The sequence below is a fragment of the Wolbachia endosymbiont of Pentidionis agamae genome (assembly GCF_036711655.1).
Taxonomy (GTDB): domain Bacteria; phylum Pseudomonadota; class Alphaproteobacteria; order Rickettsiales; family Anaplasmataceae; genus JAZHPY01.
Genome location: NZ_JAZHPY010000023.1, coordinates 1 through 12,575, shown reverse-complemented (window position 1 = coordinate 12,575; position 12,575 = coordinate 1). Strand labels below are relative to the sequence as shown.

The window sequence follows — 12,575 nt, the reverse complement described above, 5'->3', positions numbered from 1 at the left end:
AAGATTAATATGGGAAAACCTTTATTCCAATGGAATGAAATTCCATTATCTTCTGAGTATAACACTTTATGCCTTCCTATAGAAATAGCAATGCTAAAAAATCCAGTTGCGGTAAATATTGGAAATCCTCATCTGATTTTTTTTGTTAAAAATATTATAAATGTACCTTTTGAGAAGTTAGCACCAACACTTGAAAATCATGAATTATTTCCCAATAAGATCAATGTAAGTGTTGCAGAAATTAGTAAAAAAAAGCACATAATTTTAAAAACATGGGAGAGAGGAGTTGGGATTACTGATTCATGCGGTAGTGCAGCATGCGCAGCTCTAGTTGCATCTATTTTAAGAAAATACATATCTCATAAAGAGACGAGAGTAAAATTAATTGGAGGAGATTTGCTTATAGAATGGGATGAAACAACGAATAACGTATTCATGACAGGTAAAGTAGAGTATGTTTTTCATGGATTTATGAATATATAGTTAATATAAGTGTTTTATTACTAAAGTTTTTGTATATACTGAACATTACTAATAATAAATATATAGCATGAAAAAATATTATATGTTGATAGCGTTTTGCTTTCTTTGTTTTGGAAGTGGCGCTTTTGCAAATATTGTTTTAGATAAAAAATATTTCTATGCTGATTTAAGTGGGAAAATTAACCTTAAGTTTGGTTATGCTTTTAATGAGAATATTTTTGATATCAAACCTAAGGACAAAATTTCAAGTTATTCTAATGCTAATCTTTTTTATTTACAGCGTTTTTCTAAAAAAAATCAAGCCGGCTTTAATGTAAAGCTTGGGATTTCAGATGTAATAAAATTAACAGAACTGGATCTTGATGAATTAAAAGTAGAAAAAGCATATCTAATAGTGAAAAATGCAAACCTTGGCTCCATTGAATACGGTAAAAATGATTTAGTTAGTCATAAAATGCTAATTAATACTTCAAAGATCAGTGCTGCTACAGGAGGAGTTAATGGTGATTGGGTAAATTATACAAATTTACGTGGTAATCATAAAAAAGATGATGGTGCTGGCTATGATAAAGACAATGTATTTTGGGTGAAGCCTAATGTTTATACTAGTTATCATGGATTGAGTCATGAATTCAAACAATCATCAGTAAATTATATTTCACCAGAGATTTATAATTTTCAGTTGGGATTAAGTTACGTGCTTGGAGAAACGGATGATTTACAATATAGTAATATACTTGCTGCAGGTCTTTCATATAAGAATAGTATTTCAGATGATATAAGCATTAATGTTGCTTTAACTGGAGAAGTTGCACCTAAAAAGGAAATTAAGAATAGTATTACTCTCAATAACTTAATGCACTGGAATCTTGGTATGAAAGTTAAATATTTTAACCTAGATGGTATTTTTTCGTATGGTAATGGTAATAAGTCAGGCAGAAAAATGAACCCTGAAACAAGTAATACATATTATCTTAATACAGGCATTGCTTATCATTCTGATCTGCGTAAGCTAAGTCTAACGTATTTTCAAAGTGTAAGGGATATAGAAACTAAAGGTATAAATAGATTAACCGCATATGCTGCAAGCCTTGAATATCCTTTATTCCACGGTTCTTCATATTACTTTGAGCTTGTGAAATTTAATGCAGAAGAAGCAAATGTTACAGAAAAGAATTCAGGTTATGTTTTCCTTGCTGGGCTGAATTTTAATCTTTAACGTAAAGCCTTTAAAGTATTACCTTTTCCTAATAAAACAAAGATAAATTTTTTCTCTCAATTTTGAGCTAGCTAATAAACTTAGCAGAGTTCAATATCTTTTTGTGATTGTTCAGAAACAAATAAATTACTTAATGAATTACTCACTTTATCCTGTATTTTTTTGCCTTTCTCTGTTGTCATTGTTAGTGATACTAAAATTGCTAATGCCCCAATTGCTCCTATAACTCCTCCAATTATAAATTGTTCTAATATAAAAGCTGTAGCAGAACCAAATAAAAGCAATGTACAAACTGCAAATTTTCCTTTATGTTCACTAACTTTGTTTAAGAAACCAGATTTTTGCTCATACTGATCAATTATTTTCTTAACTTGCTGCTCTACTCCTAGTGCTTTGGCATACTCTGACAAATCTATATATTCATTTCCACCATAAAAATTTGCGTATACAAATTCTTCAAGAAAATTATGTTTTTTGGCGAATTCGAGGACGTTTTCTAAAAATTTTGTACTACCTTTCTCTTTAATTTCCTGAATAGGCTCATATACCCAATCGCAGCCCATAAAGAAAATTTTTAAACTTAAAGTGTTATTCTCCATATCATATTTGAAAAATTTACCAGCATCGTCAAAATTTCCGTTTTGAATAGCCTGCTTAAATTCATCTCTTAATCTGGTCTCAATAAATATTGATGGCCATATTATTTTACTAAATTCTATAACTTTTTCAACTATATCACTCTTACCTTGATCTTTAAGAATCATATCTAATACTTTATTTTTTAAATCATTTGCAATATAATATGCATGTTTATAATATTCACATTGAGTGTAAGATTCAGATAAAACAATATTTCTATAAATTACTGCGGCAGTTTTTACATTTTTATCAATAACATCAATTATCAATGTATTGCCTTTTTTATCATGAACACTAAAAACATCACATAAATCTTGTTCTGTATAAGATCCATCTCTCTTACATTCCACTACACGATTTAGTACAGCATCTAGGTTGTTATTTTTTATTTCATTACTTAACTCATTGTATAATTTTTTATTACTGTCACTTAATGAATCATAATTACGCATTTTGCCTCACTAAATACTAGCATCTTTTTGTGAATAAGTCAAGCATATTGACTTCTTGTTTTGTTATTGGTAGCATTTAAATTAATAAAAAATATAGATATGGCTAGAATAGAATCAGATAGTTTAGGAGAACTAGAAGTACTAAGTGAACATTATTGGGGCGCACAAACTCAACGTTCTTTAGAGAACTTTAAGATTGGTATGGAAAAAATGCCAAAGCCTCTAATAAAAGCTTTAGCTATAGTTAAACTTGCAGCAGCTAAAGTTAATATAAAATATAGTGCTATAGACGAAAAAATAGGAAATGCAATCTGCCAAGCTGCACAAGAGATAATTGAAGGAAAATTTGATGATGAGTTTCCTCTAGTTGTTTGGCAAACTGGATCTGGAACACAAACTAATATGAACATGAATGAAGTGATTAGTAATCGTGCCATAGAAATTCTTGGTGGTAAATTAGGTAGCAAATTTCCTGTACATCCAAATGATCATGTAAATTATGGTCAGTCTTCTAATGATACTTTTCCAACTGCAATGCATATTGCAGCAGCAAAACAAGTAAATGAACTGCTTATCCCAAGTCTTAAGAAATTATATGGAGCGCTGGATAGTAAAGTATATGAATTTCAAAACATAATAAAAGTAGGGCGTACTCATTTGCAAGATGCAACGCCTTTAACACTTGGACAAGAATTTTCTGGTTATGCAGCTCAAATCAAGAAAGGAATCGAAAGAATAAAATTAGTATTAAGTGATATATACGAGCTTGCACAAGGAGGAACTGCAGTTGGTACAGGGTTAAATTGTAAAAAAGGCTTTGCTGAAGATTTTGCTAAGGAGGTTGCACAAATTACCAAGCTCCCATTTGTTTCAGCAAGTAATAAATTTGAAGCATTGGCAGCAAATGATGCACTAGTTGAACTTAGCGGTACACTGAATACAATTGCAGTAAGTTTAATGAAGATAGCAAATGATATAAGACTACTTGGTTCAGGTCCGAGATGCGGAATTGGTGAAATAATATTACCAGAAAATGAGCCTGGGTCTTCTATAATGCCTGGTAAAATTAATCCAACTCAGTGTGAAGCAGTAACAATGGTGTGTGCACAAGTAATGGGTAATCATGTAAGCGTGACAGTCGGAGGATCAAACGGTCATTTTGAACTGAATGTATTCAAGCCAGTAATAATTTATAATGTCCTGCAATCTATTATACTCTTAGCTGATAGCAGTTTGAATTTTACAGAGAAATGTGTTATTGGTATCAAAGCAAACAAAGAAAGGATAAAAAATTTACTCGATCAATCTCTCATGCTTGTCACCATATTAAACACACATATAGGTTATGATAATGCAGCAAAAATAGCAAAATTTGCTCATGAAAAAAATATAACTTTAAAAGAAGCAGCAATAAAACTTGAGCTACTTACTGAAAATGAATTTGAAAAAATAGTAAAGCCAGAAAAATTTATTTAACAAATATTGTAATCAAATATTGATGTTAATTGAACCTTAGTAATTTTATTACATTAAATATTATATATAGAATATTGTAAATATTCTTATACTGTAGCAAAGATTAGTGAGGCATTAGTTCCACCAAAACCAAATGAATTTGATAATGCATACTTAATATGATGTGCCTCAGCTTTTAAAGGAACAAAATTTAAATCACACCCTTCTGAAGGGTTATATAAATTTAAAGTTGGCGGAATAATCCCACTATTAAGGGCGAGTATACTAAATACGGCCTCCACACTGCCAGCAGCGCCAAGTAAATGCCCTATAGAAGATTTAGTTGAGGAAATGGGTACTTTATATGCATAATCACCGAGTAATTTTTTTATTGCTATAACTTCAATTTTATCACCTAGAGGTGTTGAAGTTCCGTGAGCATTTATATAACCTATTTGGTTAGCATTAATTTCTGCACTTTTTAGAGCAATTTTCATCGCATTAAATGCACCTTTCCCTTCAGGATGAGGGGCTGTAATATGATAAGCATCTCCCGTTAATCCATAACCAACAAGTTCTGCATATATTTTAGCATTTCTCTTTTTTGCATGTTCGTACTCTTCGAGTACTAAAATACCAGAACCTTCACCCATAACAAAACCATCACGATCACGATCCCATGGCCTTGATGCATGTTCTGGACTATGATTAAATTTAGTTGATAGTGCCTTTATAGATGAAAATCCTGCAATTCCTATCCTGCATAATGCACTTTCTGCTCCACCTGCAATCATAACATCTGCTTCATCAAGTTTTATAGTCCTTGCTGAGTTAATGATTGCATGCGCGCCAGTTGCACATGCCGTAACTGCTGAATCATTTGGACCGACGAAACCGTACTTAATAGAAACATGACCAGATACTAAGTTAATTAAACTAGATGGAATAAAATATGGACTAACACGCCTCGGGCCTCTTTCTTGCATAGCTATAACTTTTTCTTGAATAGATGGCAATCCACCTATTCCAGAACCTATGACCACACCTATACGTTCTAAATTAACATTAGGACTTGTTAAGATAAAAGAATCATCCACTGCTTCTACAGCTGCTGCGATACCATAATGAATGAACTTATCCATCTTCTTTATATCTTTTTGATCGTTATAAAGAGACGGATTGAATCCAGATTCACTAAAACCTTCATCAGATTGTAAAGGCACTTGACCTGCAATTTTACAATCAAGATCAGAAGCATCAAAAAGACTCTGCGAAATTGTGCGTATACCAGAAGCACCACTTATTAACCTAGACCAGGTGCTCTTGACATTAGCCGCAAGAGGAGTTACTAAACCAATGCCAGTAACTACTACTCTTCTATGCATTGGCTTTGTAGTTTTTTTGCTGTAACATAATCAAAAACATCACCAACATTTTTCATTTTTTGTACATCTTCATCTGGTATCTCTATACAAAAGTGTGACTCAATATCCATAATCATTTCGACTATCTCTAAACTATCTATCTCTAGGTTGCCATCAAATGTAAAAGACCTTTCTAACTCAGTAACTTTTTTCGTAGATTTTAGTATAATTTCCTTAAGTTCTTCTTCTACTTTTTCTTTAGTATAATCAATATTCATAACACATTCTTTGTTTATTGTATTCTTTTCTATATAATAAAATTAAACTTTAATACATACATATATTAAAATAACTTTTAATTTTTGCAATATTTACATGTCGTGTCAATAGGTTTATATTTTAGTGAACGCTATCAAGATTTATCTTTTCTTCTTACCTCTGCAATCAAAAGATTTCTTCCTAATATAAAAGAATGTAGTGACCTATATTCAGCAATGCAATATTCAATTTTTGCTCCTGCCAAGTACATACGTTCACTACTTATATTTATCTCTTCTAGTACATTTGGTGTAAAAACAGAAAGAGTATTGCCTGTTGCAGTTGCAGTTGAATTCATTCATACCTATTCTTTAATACATGATGATTTACCATGTATGGATAATAGCAATATTAGGCGTGGAAAGCCTAGCTGCCATAAAAAATTTGGTGAAGCACAGGCGCTTCTTGCTGGTAATTCTCTTTTATCACTAGCTTTTGAAATATTGTCTTCATTGAAGGAAAATAGATGTTGTGAAATTATAAATACACTTTCGAAAGCAATAGGATATAGAGGAATGATGGGAGGACAATCATTGGATATTTATAACACATATACAAGTTTTGATGAAATATATAAAGTTCATCTAATGAAAACTGCTAAACTTTTTGCTGCTTCGTGTGAAATTGGTGCAATAATAGGAGGAGCATCAAGCAAGGAATGTTATGAATTATATAGCTATGGATTGAATTTAGGTTTAATATTTCAGGCAAAAGATGATATCCTAGATTCTAAACAAGATAAAATAAATAACCTGTTCTTTATATTAGGTGAGCAAAAAATGAGAGAATATATAGAAAATTTATATAATGAATCTTGCAATAACTTAAAAAGAATTTTAACAGATACTACAGAGCTTCATAAATTATTAGATTTCATAAGAACTGTATGAAATGGATAAGAAAAAGTATATTAATGATATTATCTTATGTTTTAATTTTTTTATCTTTCTGTACAATATTTATTACACTTGTTATATACGGCAATAAAAATACTCCAAAAAAAGGTGTAGAAATTTTTGGTTCAGGAAGTTTAGCACAAATAATAGCACATAATTTTATAAAACCTGTAATTGATTCTGCATTTGATCGTTACGTTAAAAAGAATGGTTTAACAGAATATTTAAATGAAGTTAAAGAAGAGGATGCAATAACCTTTTCTGATATCACAGAAGGTTATGGTAAAAAGGCTTACTGCGGTCAAAAAGTTTTATTGAAAATACATGAAATTTCTGGAACATTTTTATTTCAAAATCAGAATTCCGATACGATCTGGGAAATAGGAAAAAGCAAGTCAAAGGAATTAGATTCAGGAATTATAGGCATGAAAGAAGGAGGAGAACGCGTAATTGTTATTTCAACTGATGAAAATGGTAAAACAAATTTAGTTTCATACTATGTAAAACTAATTGAGATCAAAGATCCATACCCAGATTCAGTTGATAATTTAATGATATTTGATAATTTACCTAGCAGAGGCAAGAAAGTAAAATGTGGTGATAACATATCGATAAAATATAATATAAGGAAATACAATGGTGAACCTACTATTGAAAACCAAATCTTAAATTTTAGAGTTGGCGATGCACAAGCACCACTAGCTTTTCAGCTAGGAGTAATAGGGATGACAACAAGTAGTAACAGAACTGTTATTTCTCCTCCTGATATGTTAACTGCTGGTGGCTCTATATTAATTGAGAATATTGATAAAAAGAATATTTCAATTCTTGAATTCACTTTACAGAATGAAAGAAATTTATAAGCGGATTTAGATATTTCTAATATGCACTCATCAAAGAGCTTATTTTTGACCTTGCCTTCCTACTTAATCTACATTGCAACTACCAAATTTGTTTCAGGCATACCAGCTGCTGCAGCAGAACCCTATAATGTCTATACTGCAGCTACTATAGGTTTTGATTTATCTATAGTAGCTATTAAAATTCCATACCTTTTTTATCTGAGATTTAGATGTACATGCTACTTGATGTTCCTGCAACTTCAGCATCTGAGATTTTAGAATTTGGAGTTTGAGGTTTTTCCACTTCTTTTATTTTTTCCATACTCATAATAGTAGCTAACGACATCGCATTAAGTTTTGTAGGAATGAACCCAGAAATATCAAAATTAATTATATTACTATAATTAATTTTCACATCTACAAATATATCAAAGGATTCAAACTCACGTACAAACTCAACTAATTTATCGTACGCCATGTTTTGTAATTTTTTATTCTCACCATCAAATAAACACTTAACAATAGGCTCATTATTTTTAATAAAGATATGCTTTTTTACTTTATTAATCTTATCAATTAAAATATCAGAGTAGTGTTGATATTTTTCCTTTAATTCTTCCTGTTCTTGTATACTTTTATGTTCAAACCACAAATTTGCTAATTTATCTAAATTTTTCTCTTTTAAAATCTCATGTAGTGTAACTTCTGTCTTTTTGAGCTTTTTTAACTCTGCTTCGCATTGTTTATGATAAAAATACATGTCAACATAATTGTGTATAATTTCTTTGTTTTCCCTAAATCCCTCATCATTCACAATATCTGGACTAGGAATTTCTGATCTTGTAATATCCTCCACAAATAATTTTTTGGTTTTTAAATCTTTTTCATAATGCAAAGGAGTATAACCACATTTATCAAGAGAATTAACATCAGCTCTATGTTTTATTAGAACATCTATAACTTTTGTATGCCCACATTTAGCAGCGAGATGTAAAGGAGTCCATCCATTATGATCTTTTGCATTAAAATCAGCTCCTTTTTCAATCAGAAACGTTACACCTTTTATATTACCATATTTAGCAGCGTAATGTAAAAGAGTTTTGCCTTCTTCATCAACATAATGCACATCAACGTCAATATTATTATTGATATATTCATTTATTTTTTTCAAAAGCTGTTTGTAAGATTTAATCATAAAATTTACCTATATTTATTAATTATATACCATTATAGTAAAGATCTCAAGTACTTTTTTAGAATTTTAATTAAATTTATTTTTTCTTTAAAAGAATTGGACATTCAGCGTAAACTGAACATTTAGAATTTTGAGATTTTTACTTGATTTCCTATATTATAATGGTAATGGCGAAACTGCGGAAGCAAAAATTTTTGCCGTGCACACTCTTCTTAAGAAAAAATAAATTTCTTACTCTGTATGATTTTTCAATCTCTCTAATAAAGCTATTTTGTTAGTATCTTTTTATTTTTTCTAAGAGATCTATTGAATTAATGTGGTATAAAAATCTTAGCTATGTTACGTGCATTAACTTATACTTTTATGCTTCTTATATCTTTTCGTGTTTATGGAATTTCTGATACTCGTATTCAAGAGGTTTTTTCTCACATTACTGAACATATGAAATCTCCTAAAAATGCAGAAGAAAGTATTGATATACTTGAAAAGGTAAGCAATAAATTTGATATAAAAGTTACGAATAATTCGGAAAGTTTATCTTTTACTTTGGAAAGAGCAAATAATGCATTAAAACAAGGAGATGCTTTAACAGCTTTAGATCTTTTTAACAAAATAATTGCGAGATTTCCCAATCATAAAAATGCCTTAGTAGGGTTAGGAAATATTTATTACGCTAATAAGCAATATGAACAAGCTGTGCAAATATACCTTGATTTACTTGATACATATTCTGATGATAAGCTTTTATTAGCAAATTTTTTGACATTAATATCAGAGTATAATATAGATTTAGCATTAACTGAAATGTTAAAATTACATAAAATTATGGAAAAAGATTCTTTTTTGCTTGCTAATTTAGGTCTAGTATATGCTTATAAGAACGATCTAGAAAAAGCTAAATATTATATGTTATCTGCAGTGTCTCTTGATCAAGAAAATGCTCTTTATATTTATAATTTGGCTGTTATTTTAGATAAATTGTCAGATTTTAAAAATGCTGCAACTTTCTATAAAAAATTTCTAGATCAATCTAATATTATTTTAGATGATTTAATATCAAGAAAACAAGTAGCAAAAAGATTAAAGACAATAAAGAAGCTTGTAATCTCCTCCGCAAGTTTACAAAATTTATAAAGAAATGAAGTAAGATGGATGATTTGCCAAAAAGCTATGAAGATGAAATAAAGCAATTGATAGAAGATGGTAGTGATATCAATGCAAAAGATAGTCATGGATCCACTTTCTTACACAAGTGTGCAAAAATAGGAGACATTAGAGGAATAAAATTACTTCTTGAAAATAAAGCAGATTTTACCGCTATAGATGATGAAAATAGGATTCCATTACACTATGCTGTTTTATATGGGTATAAAAAAATTGTTAAATTATTTATAAATCAAATTACAATTAATTCTAAAGATAGAGCAGGATTTACTCCACTGCATTTTGCTGCGTTTTGTGATGACACAGAATTAATGCGGTTACTTATAGAAAATGGAGCAGAAGTTAATGAAAAAGATTTTCAAGAACACCGCACACCTTTACATTTAGCTGCTATATCTTGTAATTCTTGTAGAAATATCAAGATATTGCTAGAAAAAGGAGCAGAAATTGAACTTCAAGATGTTAATCTAAATACTCCTTTATTTTTAGCGGTAAAAAATAACAAAATGAAAGTTATAGAGTACCTTATAAAAAGTGGATCCAATATAGAAATGAGAGACTCGGAGGGTAATACAGTACTTTTTTTTATAGATCAAGTGAAGGTTGCAAAGTTAATTATAAATCGATATAGAAAAAATAAAGATAAGTTAATGAATTTTATTAGTTTAATAAATAAGCACGGCTTAGATGCATTAGATTATGCTGTGTATCACAACAATAAAAACGTAGCAAAATTTTTGAAAGCAAAAACTGGAAATATAAAGCCTGATAGGTTGAGTCAGGCTATCTACACTGGAAATTTAGAAGCAGTTAAATTATTACTAGAACTTGGTGCAGATGTAAATTCTATGGATGAAGATAGAAATAATCCTTTACATATAGCTGCCGGAGCAGGCTATATGCAAATTGTAAAATTTTTTTTAAAAGTTATCTCAAGTATTAATAACAGAAATTTATCCGGATATACTCCGCTTCATTTTGCTATCCAGAATAATCATTTTGACATAACAAAAATACTCATAGAAAATCATGCAGATCTCAGCATAGAATGTAATAATAACTTAACACCGATAGATTTATTTATTAATGAACACTTCGAAGAAGTAAGAGGTAATAAAGAGCTTATAGGATTTTTTATATACCATATAAATAAACAAGAAAAAGAATATAAAAAGAAACTTAAACTTAGCTTTTTTTTACCTCTTCTTATAAAGAGTAATAGAAGAAAAATGAATATATATAAAACAATAAAAAATAAATTAAAGAGTTTAGTATTAACCTTTTGATTTTATCATCTCAAATTTCACTTCTACGTGTCTTAAGTTATATTGGTCCTTTGCTTCTTTACAGCAGGTTCATCTCTGACTTCCTCTAACATTGTTGCAGGTGAAATAAATTTTTCTACTTCATCTAAATAATCACAACTTGTACTCTGATTAGCTGTTTTGCTTGGAACAAAAACACCTTTAAATTTTATGCTCCTTAACTCTTCTTTACCTATATCAGTTGTAAACACATCGTCATCATAACCTTGAGTCCAATCCACGGTATCCGGATCAATTAAGACCTCTGAAATATAATATTGACCTCTTAATAAATAGGATGGATGCTCATGTATATTACTAAGAACTTTAATATTGTCTTCATCATCATCAACCAACATTACCTCTTGTGGTGATATATAATATTTAGATTTGTATCTCAATGTATGATAAAATATGTGTAGATTTTTTCCAATATCTCGTTGTTCTAGAAATGGTTTGATTGTATGTTCCCTCTCTCGTACATCTTCTAATTCTTTTCCTGTTGAACCAACAATCCTAATCTTCTGTGCTTGTCCTTCACTTAAACCTAAGTGTTTTTGGATAATCAATTTCACTGCCTTTGGATAACGTGTGAATGATGCAATAGCAACTTCTACATTCTCTGAATTTAACGCACTCTTCAACATACAGGACAACTTTTCTTTATTTTTTATTCCACCAGAACTCTGTAAAAAACTTTCAACATCCTGTTCCGTCACTGCATCATTTCTACCAGAGTTATAATCAGATTTATAAAGACTACAAAAATGGCTATGCATATGACCATCAATAACAGTCCCATCGAAATCAAAGATTAATAATTTTCTCATTAAACCTAATCTTATTACCTATATAAATAATATATAATAAAACACTAATGTTGTCAACGCTCTTCATAAGAACCTATATGCAAATTTAAGAATTGGCCAATTTATGTAACATAGGTAATTACCTCTATTGCATATAGATCATAAAGATGAAGGTTATAAGGAAGTCATGTAAGAAATCAATGGTAAATTGATTGATGAAATGTATCAGGAAATCAAAGACAATATCCTTGAAAAATTATCTTTAGTAGTATATTATTAAAATTTTAGCTATGACACTCACAAAATTCCTAGATCCGAAGAACGATGTTGCATTCAAGAGGATTTTTGGTACAGAAAAAAATAAGGACATTCTAATTCACTTTTGAACGATATTTTAGAGTTTTCGGAAGAGAATAAAATCATGGATGTGGAGTT

Annotated in this window: 12 protein-coding genes and 1 pseudogene; 8 read left to right on the top strand and 5 right to left on the bottom strand. The window is 29.9% G+C overall.

The genetic code is table 11. The features are described from left to right. Positions 1–483, top strand: a 483-nt coding sequence (gene dapF, locus V6U76_RS02145; protein WP_333023378.1) for a diaminopimelate epimerase, incomplete at its 5' end; no start/stop codon positions are given. A gap of 67 nt (positions 484–550) precedes the next feature. Continuing rightward, positions 551–1,702, top strand: coding sequence for a porin (locus V6U76_RS02140; RefSeq protein WP_333023377.1), 1,152 nt, complete (start codon positions 551–553; stop codon positions 1,700–1,702). Positions 1,703–1,782: 80 nt separating this feature from the next. Here V6U76_RS02140 and V6U76_RS02135 read toward each other — a convergent pair whose 3' ends face one another. Continuing rightward, on the bottom strand, positions 1,783–2,793 hold the full coding sequence (locus V6U76_RS02135) for a hypothetical protein (protein WP_333023376.1): 1,011 nt from the start codon (positions 2,791–2,793) through the stop codon (positions 1,783–1,785). Positions 2,794–2,892: 99 nt separating this feature from the next. Between V6U76_RS02135 and fumC the strand changes: the two genes are divergently transcribed. After that, positions 2,893–4,269 carry a class II fumarate hydratase gene (fumC, locus tag V6U76_RS02130; RefSeq protein WP_333023375.1) on the top strand — a complete coding sequence of 459 codons (1,377 nt, stop codon included), beginning with the start codon at positions 2,893–2,895 and terminating at the stop codon, positions 4,267–4,269. Between the two features lie 86 nt (positions 4,270–4,355). Here the strand turns inward: fumC and fabF are convergent, their stop codons facing one another. After that, complete coding sequence (gene fabF / locus V6U76_RS02125; protein WP_333023374.1) at positions 4,356–5,633, bottom strand: beta-ketoacyl-ACP synthase II; 1,278 nt, start codon at positions 5,631–5,633, stop codon at positions 4,356–4,358. Further along, positions 5,618–5,890 (bottom strand): acyl carrier protein, encoded by a 273-nt coding sequence (locus V6U76_RS02120; protein ID WP_333023373.1) that lies wholly within the window; start codon positions 5,888–5,890, stop codon positions 5,618–5,620. The genes fabF and V6U76_RS02120 overlap by 16 nt, the downstream gene beginning before the upstream one ends. Positions 5,891–5,998: 108 nt before the next feature. Here V6U76_RS02120 and V6U76_RS02115 point away from each other — a divergent pair, with 108 nt between their 5' ends. Both V6U76_RS02115 and V6U76_RS02110 read left to right on the top strand, forming a co-directional pair. Continuing rightward, positions 5,999–6,820, top strand: a complete 822-nt coding sequence (locus V6U76_RS02115; RefSeq protein ID WP_458695391.1) for a polyprenyl synthetase family protein — start codon at positions 5,999–6,001, stop codon at positions 6,818–6,820. After that, a complete protein-coding gene (locus V6U76_RS02110; RefSeq protein WP_333023371.1) occupies positions 6,817–7,689 on the top strand; it encodes an FKBP-type peptidyl-prolyl cis-trans isomerase in 873 nt (290 codons plus the stop codon). The genes V6U76_RS02115 and V6U76_RS02110 overlap by 4 nt, the downstream gene beginning before the upstream one ends. A 205-nt stretch (positions 7,690–7,894) precedes the next feature. Here V6U76_RS02110 and V6U76_RS02105 read toward each other — a convergent pair whose 3' ends face one another. Then, the gene (locus tag V6U76_RS02105) at positions 7,895–8,863 is read right to left on the bottom strand and encodes an ankyrin repeat domain-containing protein (protein WP_333023370.1); all 969 of its coding nucleotides are present in this window, start codon (positions 8,861–8,863) and stop codon (positions 7,895–7,897) included. 336 nt (positions 8,864–9,199) lie between these two features. Between V6U76_RS02105 and V6U76_RS02100 the strand changes: the two genes are divergently transcribed. Both V6U76_RS02100 and V6U76_RS02095 read left to right on the top strand, forming a co-directional pair. Next, the gene (locus tag V6U76_RS02100; protein WP_333023369.1) at positions 9,200–9,997 is read left to right on the top strand and encodes a tetratricopeptide repeat protein; all 798 of its coding nucleotides are present in this window, start codon (positions 9,200–9,202) and stop codon (positions 9,995–9,997) included. Positions 9,998–10,011: 14 nt separating this feature from the next. Then, the gene (locus V6U76_RS02095; RefSeq protein WP_333023368.1) at positions 10,012–11,313 is read left to right on the top strand and encodes an ankyrin repeat domain-containing protein; all 1,302 of its coding nucleotides are present in this window, start codon (positions 10,012–10,014) and stop codon (positions 11,311–11,313) included. Positions 11,314–11,345: 32 nt separating this feature from the next. Here V6U76_RS02095 and V6U76_RS02090 read toward each other — a convergent pair whose 3' ends face one another. Beyond that, positions 11,346–12,161, bottom strand: coding sequence for a hypothetical protein (locus tag V6U76_RS02090; RefSeq protein WP_333023367.1), 816 nt, complete (start codon positions 12,159–12,161; stop codon positions 11,346–11,348). Positions 12,162–12,430: 269 nt separating this feature from the next. Between V6U76_RS02090 and V6U76_RS02085 the strand changes: the two are divergent. Then, a pseudogene (locus tag V6U76_RS02085) lies at positions 12,431–12,575 on the top strand (PD-(D/E)XK nuclease family transposase); the annotation flags it as partial.

Excerpts from the sequence above, each read along its gene's own strand:
- V6U76_RS02140 (WP_333023377.1), top strand. The coding sequence starts at position 551 with ATGAAAAAATATTATATGTTGATAGCGTTTTGCTTTCTTTGTTTTGGA.
- V6U76_RS02135 (WP_333023376.1), bottom strand. The coding sequence starts at position 2,793 with ATGCGTAATTATGATTCATTAAGTGACAGTAATAAAAAATTATACAAT.
- fumC (WP_333023375.1), top strand. The coding sequence starts at position 2,893 with ATGGCTAGAATAGAATCAGATAGTTTAGGAGAACTAGAAGTACTAAGT.
- fabF (WP_333023374.1), bottom strand. The coding sequence starts at position 5,633 with ATGCATAGAAGAGTAGTAGTTACTGGCATTGGTTTAGTAACTCCTCTT.
- V6U76_RS02120 (WP_333023373.1), bottom strand. The coding sequence starts at position 5,890 with ATGAATATTGATTATACTAAAGAAAAAGTAGAAGAAGAACTTAAGGAA.
- V6U76_RS02110 (WP_333023371.1), top strand. The coding sequence starts at position 6,817 with ATGAAATGGATAAGAAAAAGTATATTAATGATATTATCTTATGTTTTA.
- V6U76_RS02105 (WP_333023370.1), bottom strand. The coding sequence starts at position 8,863 with ATGATTAAATCTTACAAACAGCTTTTGAAAAAAATAAATGAATATATC.
- V6U76_RS02100 (WP_333023369.1), top strand. The coding sequence starts at position 9,200 with ATGTTACGTGCATTAACTTATACTTTTATGCTTCTTATATCTTTTCGT.
- V6U76_RS02095 (WP_333023368.1), top strand. The coding sequence starts at position 10,012 with ATGGATGATTTGCCAAAAAGCTATGAAGATGAAATAAAGCAATTGATA.
- V6U76_RS02090 (WP_333023367.1), bottom strand. The coding sequence starts at position 12,161 with ATGAGAAAATTATTAATCTTTGATTTCGATGGGACTGTTATTGATGGT.